Raw genomic sequence first — 14,541 nt, 5'->3', positions numbered from 1 at the left:
CACCACTCCGCGATGTCCGCGCCGAATTAGGCGAGTTGGACCCGATTCGGTCTGACAGTTTGTTGAAATTCCGCGAAGAATTCTTTGACATGGACTGTTCATGCGGCGGAGCGGTGGTCCAAGCTGACCCCGCCTCGCAAACCCCGCGAGGCTTGCTGGGCCCCACACTCCGGAGGTCTTCCATGCGCCGTCCCCACGCCGTCTCCCTCGCCGCCGCCGGTGCCGCACTGGCACTGCCCGTGGTGCTGGTACTCGCGAGCGACGCCTCGGCGGCCCCCGCCGACAAGCCGCAGGTGCTCAGCTCCTGGACCCAGACCAGCGCCGCCAGCTACAACGCGTGGGTCTCCGCCCGGGGGAACCAGGGCGCCTGGTCGGCCTACGGCTTCGACTGGTCGACGGACTACTGCAGCTCCTCGCCCGACAACCCGTTCGGCTTCCCCTTCCAGACGGCGTGCGCCCGCCACGACTTCGGCTACCGCAACTACAAGGCCGCCGGCACCTTCTCCGCGAACAAGTCCCGTATCGACTCCGCCTTCTACGAGGACCTCAAGCGCGTCTGCAACAACTACTCCGGCGCCACCAAGACCTCCTGCAACTCGACGGCGTGGACCTACTACCACGCGGTCGACATCTTCGGCCTCAAGGGCGCGGACACCGCCCGCGCCTGACCAACCCCGCCGGGCGCGCCAGCAGTTGGCGCGCCCGGCGGGTGTGTCCGGACCTACGCCCCGCCGAACCGCGCCAGCAGCAGCGCCATGTCGTCGGCCGAGGAGTGGTCGACCGTGTCGAGGAGCATGTCGCAGGTCTGCTGCAGGGAACCGGTCGCGCCTTCCAGGGCCCGGCAGAGGGAGTGCAGCCCCACGTCGATGGCGTCGTACCTGGTCTCGACCAGACCGTCGGTGTACAGGGCCAGCAAGGAGCCCTCGGGCAGCTCGACTTCCAGCGTGCCGAAGGGCACTCCCCCGACACCCAGGGGCGCGGCGGTGGGGATGCCGAGGAGCGTGGCCTCGTGGCCCGGCTGGACGAGGACCGGCGGGAGGTGGCCCGCGCAGGAGAACGTGCAGGTACCGCGCTTGGGGTCGCAGACCGCGTAGACACAGGTGGCGAAGGACTCGCTGAGCGTGGCGGCGGTCTCGTCCAGGTGCGCGAGCAGTTCGGCGGGCGGCAGATCGAGCCGGGCCAACGCCCGGGTGGTGGTGCGCAATTGGCCCATGATGGCGGCGGCCCGGACACCGCTGCCCATCACATCGCCGACCACCAGACCCACCTTGCCGTCGCTGAGCGGCAGTACGTCGTACCAGTCGCCGCCGACCTCGGTACCGCTGCCCGCGGGACGGTAGCCGACGGCGATCTCCAGGCCCTCGGGCTGGTCGGGCGGGGTCTGCGGGAGCAGGCTGCGCTGGAGGGTGAGCGCGGTGTCCCGCTCGCGGCCGTACAGCAGGGCGTTGTCCACGCTGATGGCGGCACGGCCGACGATCTCGCACACCATCTGGAGGTCGCGGCTGTCGAAGGGGCGGGTGTTGCCCGTGCGGTACAGGCTGAGCACGCCGAGCACGGTGCCGCGCGCGACCAGCGGCGCCACGAGGTAACTGCGCACGCCCGCCTTGCGGAGCGCCGCGACGGCCTGTTCGTCGCCGGAGATCCGGCGCAGCGCGGCGCCGTCCACGCGGGGGATCATGGCCGGGGTCCCCTCACGGACGCTGCGGCGCATCATCGGGGCCGGTTCCTCGGTCGCGAGGTCGTCCCAGAGCGCGGCGCCGCCCATGTCGTCGTCCGGGTCGGCGGGGGCGACGGCGACGGTGAGGAACCGGGCCTGGTCACCCGCGGCGGTCCGCCGGCCGGTGGCGACGGACTCCAGCAGGTCGACGGTGGCCAGGTCGGCGAACCGGGGCACGACGGCCTCGGCCAGCTCCCGCGCGGTCTGCCGCAGGTCGAGCGTGCTGCCGATGTCGGCGCTGGCCTCGGAGAGGGTGGCCAGATGCCGGTGCGCGGCCGCGATCTCGGCGGCGGCGAGGTGGCGCGCGGTGACGTCCACGACGGACACCGCGACACCCAGCACCTTCCCGTGCCGGTCCTCGATCCGGTAGTACGACTCCGACCAGGCGTGATCGTGGTCCGGGTCGGCGGGGACGCGTCCGATGGTGCGGTGGTCGAGGATCGACTCGCCGGTGCGCAGCACCTGCCGCATGGCGGCCTCGATGGCCTCGGTGTCCACCCCCGGCAGCGTGTCCCCCAGCCGCCGGCCGACGACCTCCTCCTCGGTCACCCCGTTGGCGGTGGTCAGGGCGTCGTTGATCCGCATCCAGCGCAGCTCGGTGTCGAACACGGCGAGCCCGACGGGCGACTGGTTGATCAGCAGCTCGGACAGGGCGAGATCGCTCTCCACCCGGCGCACGGTGTCCACGTCGGCGGCGAGCGCCAGCCCGAGCACGTTCCCCTCGGGGTCGTGCAGACGACCCTTGCGGTATTCGACCGAACGGGTCGAACCGTCCTTGCACCGGGCGAGGAAGACACCCGCGAAACTCGTGCCGACCTGCGCCCGCATGAACAGTTCGTGGATGCGTCGCGCGTCCTCGGGCAGCGCCAGCAGTTCGGCGATGGACCGGCCGAGCGCCTCGCTCGGGTCGTAGCCGAACAGCTGCTCGGCCTCGGGGCTCCACAGGACGATGCGGCCCTCGGCGTCCATGACCACGGCGGAGGCGTGCAGCAGGTCGAGCAGACCACCGGGCACCCTGACCGCCCGGTCCTGGGCCGGGCCGGGCCCGTGGTCCCACAGGTCCTTGGCACCCATACCTGTCGCCTTCCCGTCGACCGGCCCGGCACGAGCACACGGGCCGCGTCTTTTGCATCAGCTCATACCACTATGCCGTGCGCCCCCGAACCGCTCCTGCCTGAGCGGGCCGGGGCACGAGGCCGACCGGTCCCCGGTACGCCCCTTGTGTTAGCGTGAAACTTTTGCACGGTAGTGACGGTCGGTGACTCCGCCCGTTCGGTCGCCGTACCTCGTCCTACCGGGCCTTCCTCGGTACGTCCCCTCTTGCGGAAGGCTTGTCATGAACCACCCGGACCCCGCCGAGTCGCAGCCCTCGGCCGCCTCCTTCGCCGACCTGGACCTGCCGCCCGCGGTGCAGCGCAAGCTCGCTGAGCTGGATGTGCGCGAGCCCTTCCCGATCCAGGCGGCCACGATCCCCGACGCCCTCGCGGGACGCGACGTCCTCGGGCGCGCCCGCACCGGCTCCGGCAAGACGCTCGCCTTCGGCCTGCCGCTGCTCGCGCGTACGGCCGGCCGGCGGGCGGAGGCGAAGCAGCCGCTGGCCCTGATCCTGGTGCCCACCCGCGAGCTGGCCCAGCAGGTCTGCGAGGCGCTCACCCCGTACGCCGGCGCGCTGGGGCTGCGGATGGCCGCGGTCGTCGGCGGCATGTCGATCGGCCGACAGATCGCCGCGCTGCGCGACGGTGCCGAGGTCGTCGTGGCCACCCCGGGCCGGCTGCACGACCTCATCGAGCGCAAGGCGTGCCGTCTGGGCCGTGTACGCGTCACCGTCCTCGACGAGGCCGACCAGATGTGCGACATGGGCTTCCTGCCGCAGGTCACCGAGGCGCTCGAACAGGTACGGCCCGACGGTCAGCGCATGCTGTTCTCCGCGACGCTGGAGCACGACGTCGCCGACCTGGTCCGCGACCATCTCAAGGACCCCGTCGTCCACTCGGTCGACCCGTCGGCGGGCGCCGTCACGACGATGGACCACCATGTCCTGGTCGTGCACGGGCCGGACCGGTACGCCGTGACGACGGAGATCGCCGCGCGCGACGGCCGTGTCCTGCTGTTCCTGGACACCAAGCACGGGGTCGACCAGCTCACCCGGCATCTGCGGGCCAGCGGGGTGCACGCGGCGGCCCTGCACAGCGGCAAGTCCCAGCCGCAGCGCAGCCGGACCCTCGCGCAGTTCAAGGACGGGCAGATCACCGCGCTGGTGGCGACCAACGTCGCGGCGCGCGGCCTGCACATCGACGACCTCGACCTCGTGGTCAACGTCGACCCGCCCGCCGACGCCAAGGACTACCTCCACCGCGCGGGCCGCACCGCGCGGGGCGGCGGCTCGGGCAGTGTCGTCACCCTGGTGCTGTCGGGTCAGCGGCGCGAGCTGAGCAAGGTGACGTCCGAGGCCGGTATCGAGCCGACGGTCACCAAGGTGCGCTCGGGCGAGGCCGCGTTGAGCCGGATCACCGGCGCCCGCAAGCCGTCCGGCACCCCGCTCGACGGCGGTCCGGCGGCGGCGCGCCCCAAGAACACGAACGCGCCCTTCCGCGGCATGGGCTCCAGCAAGGGCACGTCCAGCGGCGGCACCGGCGGCCGTCCGTCCCGCAAGACGGACGAGGCCCGCAAGCTCGCCGAGGCCCGTCGGGCGGCCCAGATCCGGCGCGGCCGCTGAGTCAGACGCGGGTGAGCCGGTGCAGCGCCCAGTCGACCATGGGCGCGTAGACCAGGGGCACCGGCAGGGGCGCCGTCAGATCGACGGCGACCCGCGTGCCCGTACCGTGCGGCTCCATGGTGTGCCCCACCTGTACGGGGATGCCGAGGAAGGTGACCTTCCAGGTCCAGGCGCCGCTCGGCTGGTCGACCTCGGTGACCACGAAGCTCCCGCGCAGGAACCCCGCCACCTCCACCTCACCCCGGGCGCCCGGCCGGATCACGTCGCCCTCCGTCCGGACGGCCCGCAGATGCGGCGCCCAGTGCGCCCACTCCTCGTACCGCGCGTACCGCTCCCAGACCACATCGGGCGCTGCGGGGCCCGCGACCGTGACGGTGTGCCGCATGTCTGTCCTCCCGGCGGTTTCCGGCCCAATTTACGGGGGCGGGTGAAGGGCTGCGCGGCGAGCGATCCGCGGTGGTCCGCCGGCATCCGGCGTCATGCGGAGACCGGGGTCGGGGCCGGGCGGCCGGTCGGTGCCCTCTGACGACCGAGTGGTGCTGAGTGGTCTAGCTGTCGCTGCCGGACTTGCGGGCGTGCTCGGGTGTGGGCGAGTCGATGCGGCCGGAGCGGCCCTGGAGGCGGGGGTCGCTCGCGTTCACGACGCCCACCGGTGTGCCGCTCTCGATGACGGCGACCTGCCGGACCGAGTTCTCCTCCATCAACCGGGCGACGGTATCGAGACCGTCGTCGATGTCCACGGTGACGAGACCCCCGTGCACCACCTCGGCCACGGTCATCTCGTCGGCGTCGGCCGCGTCCGCGAGCGCCCGTACGACGAGGTCGTGATCGCTGACCAGTCCCCGCAGGCTGCCGCCCTCCACCACGAGCACGACGTCGACCCCGCCGTCACGCATCGTCCGCGCCACGGACGTCACCGACTCCCGGCCGTCCACCGTCGTGGGGTTCCCCGTCATGATCTCGCGCACGCTGTCCATCGCCACGTCCTCCTTGATCGGCCACGGTCCTACGCCCCACCGTGTACCCCCGGAAGCGCCCCCAACCCCGCGCCCAGGTGCGAACGGGCTAGTGCCCGGCCAGGGTGGTAAGAAATCCCCGGCCCAGGGAGCCCCCATGAACGACTCCGGCAAGAACCGCCCGGCCAAGGGCGACAAGGTCGCCTGGAGCACCCACGGCACCGAGACCACCGGCAAGGTCGAACAGGAAATCACCCACCGCACCAAGGCCGCCGACCGCACGGTCGACGCCTCCCCGGACGACCCCCAGTACGAGGTCCGCAGCGACAAGTCGGGCCGGACCGCGGTGCACAAGCCTTCGGCGCTGAGGAAGAAGGGGAAGTCGTAGCGGCCGGTGACAGCGCCAACTCCCGCCATGCCGCGCCATGTTGCCACGATCCACCCTGCCACCTGACTCTGAGTGGAGCTCGGTGGCGGGCGGCTTCCGGGCAGGGCGTGAGCATTAACTGGACATTTTTACGATTCTCACTCCGCCACGGGCATCGGCGGGCACTATGTGTGCCTGGAGCAACACGATTCGTGCAGGGAATCAAGGAGCACAAGTGTCCAAGCAGTTGCCCGCCCCCGCGGAGTTCGATGACGGCGCCGGCCAAAGGGCGGGGCGCAGGGGAGCGGTGCGCTACCTCCAGAACGAGGCAGCGCCAGGCGCGGCGCGCAAGGTGCTGGGCAACGCCTTGCGCCTGAGCCGGGAAAGCGCCCGCCTGAGTCTGGGTGAGGCGGCCAGTCATCTCGGAGTCTCGTCCTCGAAGGTGAGCCGGATCGAATCCGGCACCAACTCGCCCAAGCAGCGTGACCTGCCGAAGTTCTTCGAGACCTACGGGATCACGACTCCGGAGGAACAGGGAAATCTGCAAGAGCTGGCGGCGGCCGCCCACCGGCCCACCTGGTGGCAGCCCTGGTCCGCGGTCACGCCGAAGTACCTCCAGGCCGTGGTCAGCTTCGAGGACATGGCGAGCAGGGTCAGGTCCTTCGAACCCGCTTATCTGCACGGCCTGTTGCAGACTCCCGAGTACGCCCGCGCGCTGATCGAGCGGGGTCGCGGTCCCGCGAGCACGTACGACGAGCTGGTCAGGTTTCGCACAACGCGCCAAAAGCAGTTCGCCGCTGCGGACAAGAAGTTGCTCTGCGTCGTCGACGAGGCCACACTGGCTCGTCCCGTCGGATCAGCGGCCATCATGCGCGGGCAGTTGCAGCACCTGATCGACCTGACGCTGACGTCCAACCCCCGGATTCAGCTTCGCCTCGCCCCGCTGTACGAGTTCGACGTGCACGTCGAACTCGGCCCCACGACCATCTTTGACTTTGCCGGCCGTCTCCTTCCCACGATCGTCTTCACCGAGGGGTACGACGGCGGCCTGGTCATCGAGGACGAAGAGATGGTGGATCGGCGCGTAAAGGCGTTCGACGCACTCGCTACCCGCTCGCTCGACTCCCACGCCATGCGGCGACGGTTGCAGCACCTACTGGTTCGCTATAAGTGACTCGATCGCCGCTGTCAGAGCTTCTGCGCCACGCCGGCATACAGCGACACGAGCCGCTCGCTGAGAACCCCCGGCCCGCTGCCGACCTGCGGATGCCACTGGTGCGCCAACACCACTTCGGGTTCCACGAGTTCGAGACCGCCGAAGAAGCGCACAACCTCCGCCCGGCTGCGTACCTGAGCGGGGGTTCCGCGCTGGACGTAGGTGTCGATGATGGCCTGCCACGTCTCAGGAGCGAAGTCCCCCGTGCAGTGGGTCAGGCTCAGGTAGGAGCCGGGGGCCAGGCGGTCCATGAAGCCGCGGACGATGCCGTAGGGGTCCCTGTCGTCGGGGATGAAGTGGAGCAGCGCGTGGAGGCTGAGGGCCACCGGCTGGCCGAGATCCACAACATTCTCGGCCTCTACCGCCGCAAGAACCGCATCCGGATCAATGGCGTCCGCCTGTACAAAGCCCGTTCGCCCCTCGGGAGTTCCGGCGAGCAGCTCGTCCGCGTAGACGAGCACGATGGGGTCGTTGTCGATGTACATGACCCGGCACTCCGGCGCGACGTCCTGGACCACTTCGTGCAGGTTGGGCGCAGTGGGGATGCCGGTTCCCACGTCGATGAACTGCCGCACTCCCCGCTGCGCCAAGTAGCGTGCGGCACGGTGCATGTAGGCACGGTTCACCCGGGCCACGGTCTCGATCGCCGGGAACAACCTGATCACCGCCTGGGCCGCTTCCCGGTCCACGCTGTAATTGGTCTTGCCGCCCAGATAGTAGTCGTACATCCGCGCACTATGAGGCTGATCCTGCCCTAAGAACACATCACCGTTGCCCTGTTCGTGCCCTTGCGCGGCCTGCTCCCCCACAGTGCTCCCTCCCAGGCATCCCCTTCCCCCCCGTCTCGCCAGGGGCGGAATGCACTTGCATTGTCCCTATCCATACCGACCGTTCATCAGCGATGTCCAGAGGTGAACGGTATTCACAGCCTTCCGAACGGGCCCGTGCCAAATTGACGCCGTACGGGGCGTGCAGACCCACGCGCGCACGAGGGGCCACCGAAGGACACCGGCCGGCCTGGCGGCCGGCGCCTCCCCTCACCTGCCTCAGAGTTCGCCGCGGTCGAGCGCGGCGGTGAATGCGGCAGCAGTCCCCCTCGTGACCGCCACGACCGGGCCGTTCCGGGTCTTGGAGTCACGGAAGAGCACCTGATCGCCGGACGGCTGCGCGATCTCCACGCACGATCCCTCGGGCAGGCTGTACGAACTCTTCCGCCACGCGACGCCGGCCCCGTTCGAGCCGTGCCGCCCCACAACCGTCGGTTTCCTCACCGGGCGACCTCCTGCGGTGAATGAACTCCCCGTTGCCGGGATGCAATTGCATCCCGGCCCAGACGATGAGAGGTTCACCGCTCGCGGCGTCATGTATGCACGCTGCAATCAACAATGTCTCGATTCAACTGTCGACCTCTCGCATGCAAGTGCGTCGCGCGAGCGGCCGCATTCACCTCGCTTCAGGCCCGGCCGAAATGGACGGGGGAATATGCGCCAGGCATGGAGTATGCAGGCGGCATTCGTACAGTCATAGCGGAGACGACGAGCCGGGTCGCGACACCGGGGCTCTCAACTGGAACAGACGCGGCGCACAAACAGGGCGCACTCTCTCCGCAAATCGAACGTGGCCCCCAGAGGCGATGAAGTATCCCGCTGGCAATACGGCGCCGACTCCACGGGAAATGCCGCATTCCGCTGCCCAAGTGGATTCCAAATGGCCTTAGTTCGACCTAGCGTCCGTCCTGCTCGGCGACGCGTCGAGCGGCATCGGGGCCCCGGTGCGTGATTTGGCCGTCATCGGCCGGGGCCCCGTGTCCACGACTCCTCCTAGGAGGCCGCGATGTCCCCCTCCCCGTGGCGACGGCGCCGTAAACCGCGCCATGCCCGCCCGCGCACCGCGCGTGGGGGCCGGCGGTGCCCGCTCTGCGTGATCGACGCACTGGAAGCCGCCGTTGGTCCCGCCGGGCAGTTGTTCCTCGCGCACCAGTCCGAGCACTGGATCGCCGCGGCGGGTGCCTGTCTGGTGCTGCTGCGCATGGCCGGACAGCGATGCCCGCACGCCCCCGACACGAACACCCAGCCCACTCCCGAGACGGAGCGTCACCACGACTCCGACGCCGGCGAGGCCCACGATGTCACCTGAATCCAGCCACACCGCCAGCAGCGCCGCCCACATCGGACACGTCATGGAACAAGTCCGCAGGCAAGCCCACATCAGCCCGGAAACCTTGGCCCACAAGATCGGTACGGGCCTCGACCACGTCGCCGACATCCTCGCCGGGCAGCGCTTCCCCAGTCGCCGATTCACCGTCATCTACGCCAGGGCGTGCGGCGCCGATCCTCAAGTGCTTCTCATGGTCTGGGAGAACGAGCACGACCGTCGAAGTACACCGCCCCGCCAGGGTCCACCACGTAAAGGTGATTCATCAGGTTTCCTCACCCCCCGTCCGATCGGCGGTCTACCGTGAGTACGTGCCGCGCGGCCCGCTGCGGCCCCGTGAGAGGAGTTCCGTGTCATCACCCTGCGATCCCTCGGAAGCGCCCGTCGGCGATGTGGGTGCAGCGCTCCTGATGATCGACTCTCGGCTCCAGGCCATCTACGACGACAAGACCGAGGTCGACCCCGAATACCAGCGTCTGCTCGACCAGTTCGCCGCGTCCCTGGGCCCTACGGGACTCGACGCGCTGCTGGACGGCACGTGCACGCTGATCTACCTGTTCATGAAGTGGCTGCGGCTGGCCTGCGAGGCGCACGACCAGGACGTCATCGAGTCCGTGGTGCCCACCCTCGTGACCACGATGCGCAAGATGCCGAAGACCTTCCGCCCCGAGGTCATCCCCATCATGGCCGGCCTGCTCATCTCCTCGGGCCTCGGCCTGAGCCCCAGCCTGTGGCGTGCGCAGTACGGGCGTTGGACCGACGCCGAGATGAACCCGCTGGAAGGGACGGCCGTCCTGCTCGCGGAGCACATCAACCGGATGTCCGACGACCGTGACTTCGCCACCCGCATGGTCACCGACGCCCTGACCGGCGCGGACCAGGAGTAGCACCTACCTCAGGGCAGCCCCGGACCGGAGCTGCCCTGAGCGCTGGTCACTTGCGCCAGAACAGGTGGTGCGTCACCCCGCTCGGGCTGGGTACGACGTCCAGGTGGAACCGGTCGAGCAGCTCGTCCGGGGACTCCCAGAGCCGTACCCCGGACCCGAGTTCCATCGGCGACACCGTCACATGCAGGGTGTCGACCAGGTCGGCGTCGAGAAACTCCCGGATGGTGGTGGCCCCGCCGCCGAGCCGGACGTCCTTCCCCTGCGCCGCCTCCTTGGCCTGTGCGAGAACCTCCGCCGGTTCCCCCTCGACGAAGTGGAACGTGGTGTCGGACAGCGTGATCGAGGGGCGCTTGTGGTGGGTCAGGACGAACACCGGGGTACGGAAAGGCGGTTCGTCACCCCACCACCCCTGCCACTCAAGGTCCTCCCAAGGCCCGCGCTGCGGACCGAACTTGTTGCGCCCCATGATCTCCGCGCCGATGTTCCGCGCGTAGTCCCGTGTGAGGTAGTCGTCCAGCCCCCGGCTCCCACCGGGATCGGTCCGCATGGGCCAACTCGCCGTGGCGCCGGCCCACGAGAACAGCCGCCCCGGATCGACATGCCCGAACGGCCTCTCAAGCGTCTGATCCTCCCCGGCCCCGATCCCATCGCTGGAGACATTGAAGTTCTGCACCCGCAACAACTGAGCCACGTGTTCCTCCTGGGCTGTCGACAACGGTGGTGAGACTGGCCGGGCCGGTGAAACTCATCGCTGATCGATTGCCGAGGAAGCCCGAGGGACCGGGGCGCCGGTCCCTCTACAGCACCGCCAACCGGTCCAGCAGCCGTTCCGCCTGCTGGATCTCCGCGCTCAGCGGATGATCCTCGGTCACATGCGGGAGACCCGCCGAGGCCATGGCGAACGCCTGGCGGAGCGGGGTGTCGGGGAGTACCGCGTCGGACATCCGCAACGCCCTTACCGCGCCCAGGAGTTCGCAGGCCAGCACCGTGCGATAGGCAGCCGTCGCCGCGACCGTGCTGCGTACCGCGTGCGTGGAGAAGCTGGCGTGGTCCTCCAGGCCGCGGGAGATGACCGCGGTGCCCAGGGTGACCGGGGAGGCCGCGTGGCGCAGGGTGCCGAGGGCGTCGTGGGCGACGTACTCGAGGATCATGACGCCCGAGCTGCCCGCGGGGCCGTCGGCCAGGAACGGCGGCAGTCCGCTGAGGTCCGGTTCGACGAGGTCGCTCAGGCGCGCGGCGGACAGCTCCGCGGTGTGGTGCAGCGCGGCCCGCAGGTAGTCGAAGGCCAGCGCGACCGGGGCGGTGGAGAACTGGCCGTGGTGGTAAGCCTGTTGGGTCTCGGCATCGATGAGCGGGTTCTCCGCCGCCGCGTTGAGGTCGACCTCCAGTACCTGTTCGACGTGGGCCGCTGCCTCCAGTGCGGGCCCCTGCACCTGAGGGAAGGCCCGCAGGCCGAACGGGTCCTGGAGACGCCGGCCGGGCGGCAGGTCGCCGCCCGCGGTGAGCAGGCGGCGCAGCTCCGCGGCACACCGTACGGCGCCGGGGTGCGGCCGCGAGGCGTGCACGCGCTCGTCGTACGCCTCGGCCGAGCCGCCCAGCGCGCAGAAGGTCAGCGCGGTCACCACATGGCTCGCCGCCAGCAGCCGGGACAGGTCGTGCCAGGCGAGTACGGCCTCGGCGAGGGTCGCGGCGTTGCTGGAGATGAACGCGAGCGCGTCGCCGGGGCTGATCGCGACCGGGTCGATGCCCCCGGACTCCCAGGGCAGTTCACCGGCGAGGGTCAGCGCGATCTCGGCCAGCGCGGTCAGGTCGCCGGTGCCGATCGCGCCACGGGTGTGCACGAGGGGCAGCGCTCCGACGCGCAGGGCCTGCTCCAGCGCCCGCAGCAGCCGCGGGTGCACTCCGCTGCCGGCGGCGGCGAGCTGGTTGAGGCGGACGGCCATGACGGCGCGTACCGCGTCGTCGGGCAGCGGGGTGCCGGTGCCGCCGGCGTGGCTGCGCAGCAGGCGCAGCCCGTGCAGGTCGGCGCCGTCGGGGTCCACGACGATGTGGCGGTTGGCGCCGACGCCGGTCGTCCTGCCGTAGACCGCGCCCTTGGCGCCCAGTTCCACGGCCAGTTCGTAACTCTGTGCCGCCCTGGTCAGCGCGTCGGGCGCCAGCTTCGGCCACGCGCTGCGCCGCGCCACGCGGACCACGTCGGCGCACCTCAGTCCCGCGCCGCTGATCAGGATGCGGCTGGAGTCGGTCATCGCCACCTCTCTTGACAGCAGTTCATTCATTCCTGCGAACGGCATGTAACTATTGATTCATCGCGCTGGCAAGAACCGAGCCCGCAACAACCGCATCGGCAAGAAGGAGAACCTGGTGCCCCGGTCGCTGCACGAGCTGCTCACGGCGCACCGCTTCACGCCCGCGCAGCGGCGCATCGCCCGCTACCTGGCCGAGCGGCCGCGCGACGCCGCCGCGCTGACCAGTGCCGAGCTGGCGGAGCACGCCCAGGTGAGCCAGCCGTCGGTGACCCGGTTCGTCACCCTGCTCGGCTTCGACGGGTACGCGGAGTTCCGGCGCTATCTGCGCACCGCGACGACCGAGCCGGCGATCGAGCCCGGTGGGAACAAGTTCCAGGCCGCCGTCGACGCCGATCTGCGCAACCTCGCCGCACTGCGCGCCCAGCTCGCCGACGAGACCCGGCTGCGCGCCATCGCCGAACGGCTGATGGCGTCCGTTCCGCTGGTCGTCGTCGGGTACCGCGTGTCGGCCGCGCAGGCCGCCTCGTTCGCCTACCTTGCCACCAAGATCCATCCGGACGTCCGGCTGCTGACCGACTCGGGCAGTGTGTTAGGCGACCATGTGCGGCACGCCCACCGGTGTGGCGCCCGCACGCTGGTGATGGTCGCGCTCCCCCGCTACCCGCGGGAGAGCGAGGCCGCCCTCATACAGGCCAGGTCCCTGGGCCTGCACACACTTCTGATCACGGACCGGCTCGTCACGGCGCTCACCCCGCTCGCCGACGACGTGCTGAGCGCGGCAGTCGCCTCCGAGTTCGTGTTCGACTCGCACGCCGCGGTCGTCTCGCTGTCCGTGGCGCTGGTGGAGGCGATGGCCGACGCGGCCGGCGCCTCGGCCCGGCAACGACTGGAAGGTTTCGAAGACCATGCCGCAGAGCAGGACCTCTTCCTCCGGGAGTGACAACCCCGGCCCCTCCGGGAGCGACAAAGCGGCCACCGCGTTCGACGACGCCCCGCTCAACCGCTTCCACCTACGGATCACGGCGCTGACGTTCTGCGCCAACTACTCCGACGGCTACGAGCTCGGCATCATCAGCATCGCCCTGCCGGTGATCGCCGGCCAGCTGGGATTCGGCTCCGTGTGGGAGGGACTGCTCGGCGCGGCGGCGCTGATCGGCATCTTCCTCGGCAGCGTCGTCATCGGCTGGGCCGCCGACCGCATCGGCCGACAGCGCCTCTACACGTACAACTTCCTGCTCATCGCGGTCGCGTCGGCGGCCGAGTTCTTCGTGACCGGTCCCGCCCAGCTGTTCGTGCTGCGGCTGCTGATCGGCATCGGTATCGGCGCCGACTACGCGCTGGGCCCGACCCTCGTCGCCGAGTTCGTGCCACGCCGCTACCGAGGCGGCCTGCTCGCCTCCCTGACCGTCATGTGGACGGTGGGCTACGTCGTGGCGTTCTTCCTCGGCAACTGGGTGGTCGGCCTCGGGGGCGAGGCGTGGCGCTGGCTGCTCGCCTCCAGCAGTCTGCCCGCCCTGGCGGTGGTGCTGCTGCGGCTCGGCGTGCCCGAGTCGCCGCGCTGGCTCCTCGCCCGCGGCCACATCGACCAGGCGCGGGCCGTGGTGCGCCGCCTCGGCGGCGACGAGGACGCGCTCGCGTCACTGGCGCGGATCGCGCGCGCCACCGCCGAGAAGCCGCGGGCGCGCTACCGCGACCTGTTCGGACGCGCGTACTGGCGGCACACCGCGTTCGGGGTCATCTTCTACAACGCCCAGGTGGTGCCGTACTTCGCCATCTACACCTTCCTGCCGCTGGTCCTGGCCAAGATCGGGGTGGGCGAGCAGGACACCACCAGCGACGGTGTGCTGAACCTGTTCCTGCTGGGCGGCAGTGTGGCGGGCCTGTGGTTCGTGGCGAAGATGAGCCGGCGCGGGCTGACGATCTGGTCCTTCGTCGTGCTGATCGCCGCGCTCGCCCCCATGGCGGTCTGGCCCGACGCGCCCAAGGGCCTGCTCTTCCCGCTGTTCCTGGTGTTCACGTTCACCATGTCGGCGGCGGTCAACCTCGACCAGGTCTACCCGGCCGAGCTGTTCCCGACCGACCTGCGCAGCTCCGGCGTCGGCCTGCTCAACGGCATGAGCCGCATCGGCTCCGCGATCGGCACGTTCCTGCTGCCGCTCAGCCTCGAACACGCCGGGTTCTCCCCCACCATGCTGGCGCTGACCCTCGTACTCGCCTGCGGCCTGGCCGCGTCGCTGGCATGGGCCCCGGAGACGAAGAACGTATCCCTGGACTGACCA

The 14,541-nt window shown here is 70.2% G+C and carries 16 protein-coding genes; 9 read left to right on the top strand and 7 right to left on the bottom strand.

What is annotated here, in order from left to right:
* Positions 1-182: 182 nt before the first annotated feature.
* Entirely contained in the window at positions 183-668 is a 486-nt protein-coding gene (locus ACIGA3_RS15610) for a phospholipase (RefSeq protein WP_399715143.1), read from the top strand.
* Positions 669-721: 53 nt separating this feature from the next.
* Here the strand turns inward: ACIGA3_RS15610 and ACIGA3_RS15605 are convergent, their stop codons facing one another.
* Positions 722-2,791 (bottom strand): SpoIIE family protein phosphatase, encoded by a 2,070-nt coding sequence (locus tag ACIGA3_RS15605; RefSeq protein WP_399715140.1) that lies wholly within the window; start codon positions 2,789-2,791, stop codon positions 722-724.
* A 262-nt stretch (positions 2,792-3,053) separates the two neighbouring features.
* Between ACIGA3_RS15605 and ACIGA3_RS15600 the strand changes: the two genes are divergently transcribed.
* A complete protein-coding gene (locus tag ACIGA3_RS15600) occupies positions 3,054-4,433 on the top strand; it encodes a DEAD/DEAH box helicase (protein WP_399715138.1) in 1,380 nt (459 codons plus the stop codon).
* Position 4,434: 1 nt separating this feature from the next.
* Here the strand turns inward: ACIGA3_RS15600 and ACIGA3_RS15595 are convergent, their stop codons facing one another.
* Positions 4,435-4,818, bottom strand: coding sequence for an SRPBCC family protein (locus tag ACIGA3_RS15595; protein ID WP_399715136.1), 384 nt, complete (start codon positions 4,816-4,818; stop codon positions 4,435-4,437).
* 163 nt (positions 4,819-4,981) lie between these two features.
* Positions 4,982-5,410, bottom strand: coding sequence for a cyclic nucleotide-binding/CBS domain-containing protein (locus ACIGA3_RS15590; protein WP_399715449.1), 429 nt, complete (start codon positions 5,408-5,410; stop codon positions 4,982-4,984).
* A 136-nt stretch (positions 5,411-5,546) separates the two neighbouring features.
* On the opposite strand from ACIGA3_RS15590, the gene ACIGA3_RS15585 reads away from it, so the two are divergent.
* Entirely contained in the window at positions 5,547-5,777 is a 231-nt protein-coding gene (locus ACIGA3_RS15585; protein ID WP_399715134.1) for a DUF2945 domain-containing protein, read from the top strand.
* A gap of 214 nt (positions 5,778-5,991) precedes the next feature.
* The gene (locus tag ACIGA3_RS15580) at positions 5,992-6,930 is read left to right on the top strand and encodes a helix-turn-helix domain-containing protein (RefSeq protein WP_399715132.1); all 939 of its coding nucleotides are present in this window, start codon (positions 5,992-5,994) and stop codon (positions 6,928-6,930) included.
* Between the two features lie 14 nt (positions 6,931-6,944).
* On the opposite strand, the gene ACIGA3_RS15575 is transcribed toward ACIGA3_RS15580, so the two are convergent.
* Positions 6,945-7,736 (bottom strand): SAM-dependent methyltransferase, encoded by a 792-nt coding sequence (locus ACIGA3_RS15575; protein ID WP_399715447.1) that lies wholly within the window; start codon positions 7,734-7,736, stop codon positions 6,945-6,947.
* A 282-nt stretch (positions 7,737-8,018) separates the two neighbouring features.
* The gene (locus ACIGA3_RS15570) at positions 8,019-8,336 is read right to left on the bottom strand and encodes a DUF397 domain-containing protein (RefSeq protein WP_399715129.1); all 318 of its coding nucleotides are present in this window, start codon (positions 8,334-8,336) and stop codon (positions 8,019-8,021) included.
* A 556-nt stretch (positions 8,337-8,892) separates the two neighbouring features.
* Here ACIGA3_RS15570 and ACIGA3_RS15565 point away from each other — a divergent pair.
* From ACIGA3_RS15565 to ACIGA3_RS15555, 3 genes are read left to right on the top strand one after another with little or no spacing between them, the layout of a single operon-like run.
* On the top strand, positions 8,893-9,108 hold the full coding sequence (locus ACIGA3_RS15565; RefSeq protein WP_399715126.1) for a hypothetical protein: 216 nt from the start codon (positions 8,893-8,895) through the stop codon (positions 9,106-9,108).
* A complete protein-coding gene (locus ACIGA3_RS15560) occupies positions 9,098-9,433 on the top strand; it encodes a helix-turn-helix domain-containing protein (protein WP_399715123.1) in 336 nt (111 codons plus the stop codon). The genes ACIGA3_RS15565 and ACIGA3_RS15560 overlap by 11 nt, the downstream gene beginning before the upstream one ends.
* Before the next feature lie 43 nt (positions 9,434-9,476).
* Positions 9,477-10,013 (top strand): hypothetical protein, encoded by a 537-nt coding sequence (locus ACIGA3_RS15555; RefSeq protein ID WP_399715121.1) that lies wholly within the window; start codon positions 9,477-9,479, stop codon positions 10,011-10,013.
* A gap of 46 nt (positions 10,014-10,059) precedes the next feature.
* Here ACIGA3_RS15555 and ACIGA3_RS15550 read toward each other — a convergent pair whose 3' ends face one another.
* On the bottom strand, positions 10,060-10,704 hold the full coding sequence (locus ACIGA3_RS15550; protein WP_399715118.1) for a dihydrofolate reductase family protein: 645 nt from the start codon (positions 10,702-10,704) through the stop codon (positions 10,060-10,062).
* Positions 10,705-10,810: 106 nt separating this feature from the next.
* Complete coding sequence (locus ACIGA3_RS15545) at positions 10,811-12,262, bottom strand: aromatic amino acid ammonia-lyase (RefSeq protein WP_399715115.1); 1,452 nt, start codon at positions 12,260-12,262, stop codon at positions 10,811-10,813.
* Positions 12,263-12,314: 52 nt separating this feature from the next.
* On the opposite strand from ACIGA3_RS15545, the gene ACIGA3_RS15540 reads away from it, so the two are divergent.
* On the top strand, positions 12,315-13,202 hold the full coding sequence (locus tag ACIGA3_RS15540; RefSeq protein ID WP_399715112.1) for a MurR/RpiR family transcriptional regulator: 888 nt from the start codon (positions 12,315-12,317) through the stop codon (positions 13,200-13,202).
* Positions 13,168-14,538, top strand: a complete 1,371-nt coding sequence (locus tag ACIGA3_RS15535; protein WP_399715111.1) for an MFS transporter — start codon at positions 13,168-13,170, stop codon at positions 14,536-14,538. The genes ACIGA3_RS15540 and ACIGA3_RS15535 overlap by 35 nt, the downstream gene beginning before the upstream one ends.
* Positions 14,539-14,541 lie beyond the last annotated feature (3 nt).

Origin of the sequence: Streptomyces sp. NPDC085596 (genome assembly GCF_044541565.1) — a bacterium.
GTDB lineage: Bacteria > Actinomycetota > Actinomycetes > Streptomycetales > Streptomycetaceae > Streptomyces.
This window is presented reverse-complemented; position numbering and strand designations above follow the sequence as displayed.

What these genes read in the sequence shown, in the direction of transcription:
- ACIGA3_RS15610 (WP_399715143.1), top strand. Translation starts at nt 183, where the DNA reads ATGCGCCGTCCCCACGCCGTCTCCCTCGCCGCCGCCGGTGCCGCACTG.
- ACIGA3_RS15605 (WP_399715140.1), bottom strand. Translation starts at nt 2,791, where the DNA reads ATGGGTGCCAAGGACCTGTGGGACCACGGGCCCGGCCCGGCCCAGGAC.
- ACIGA3_RS15600 (WP_399715138.1), top strand. Translation starts at nt 3,054, where the DNA reads ATGAACCACCCGGACCCCGCCGAGTCGCAGCCCTCGGCCGCCTCCTTC.
- ACIGA3_RS15595 (WP_399715136.1), bottom strand. Translation starts at nt 4,818, where the DNA reads ATGCGGCACACCGTCACGGTCGCGGGCCCCGCAGCGCCCGATGTGGTC.
- ACIGA3_RS15590 (WP_399715449.1), bottom strand. Translation starts at nt 5,410, where the DNA reads ATGGACAGCGTGCGCGAGATCATGACGGGGAACCCCACGACGGTGGAC.
- ACIGA3_RS15585 (WP_399715134.1), top strand. Translation starts at nt 5,547, where the DNA reads ATGAACGACTCCGGCAAGAACCGCCCGGCCAAGGGCGACAAGGTCGCC.
- ACIGA3_RS15570 (WP_399715129.1), bottom strand. Translation starts at nt 8,336, where the DNA reads ATGACGCCGCGAGCGGTGAACCTCTCATCGTCTGGGCCGGGATGCAAT.
- ACIGA3_RS15560 (WP_399715123.1), top strand. Translation starts at nt 9,098, where the DNA reads ATGTCACCTGAATCCAGCCACACCGCCAGCAGCGCCGCCCACATCGGA.
- ACIGA3_RS15545 (WP_399715115.1), bottom strand. Translation starts at nt 12,262, where the DNA reads ATGACCGACTCCAGCCGCATCCTGATCAGCGGCGCGGGACTGAGGTGC.
- ACIGA3_RS15535 (WP_399715111.1), top strand. Translation starts at nt 13,168, where the DNA reads ATGCCGCAGAGCAGGACCTCTTCCTCCGGGAGTGACAACCCCGGCCCC.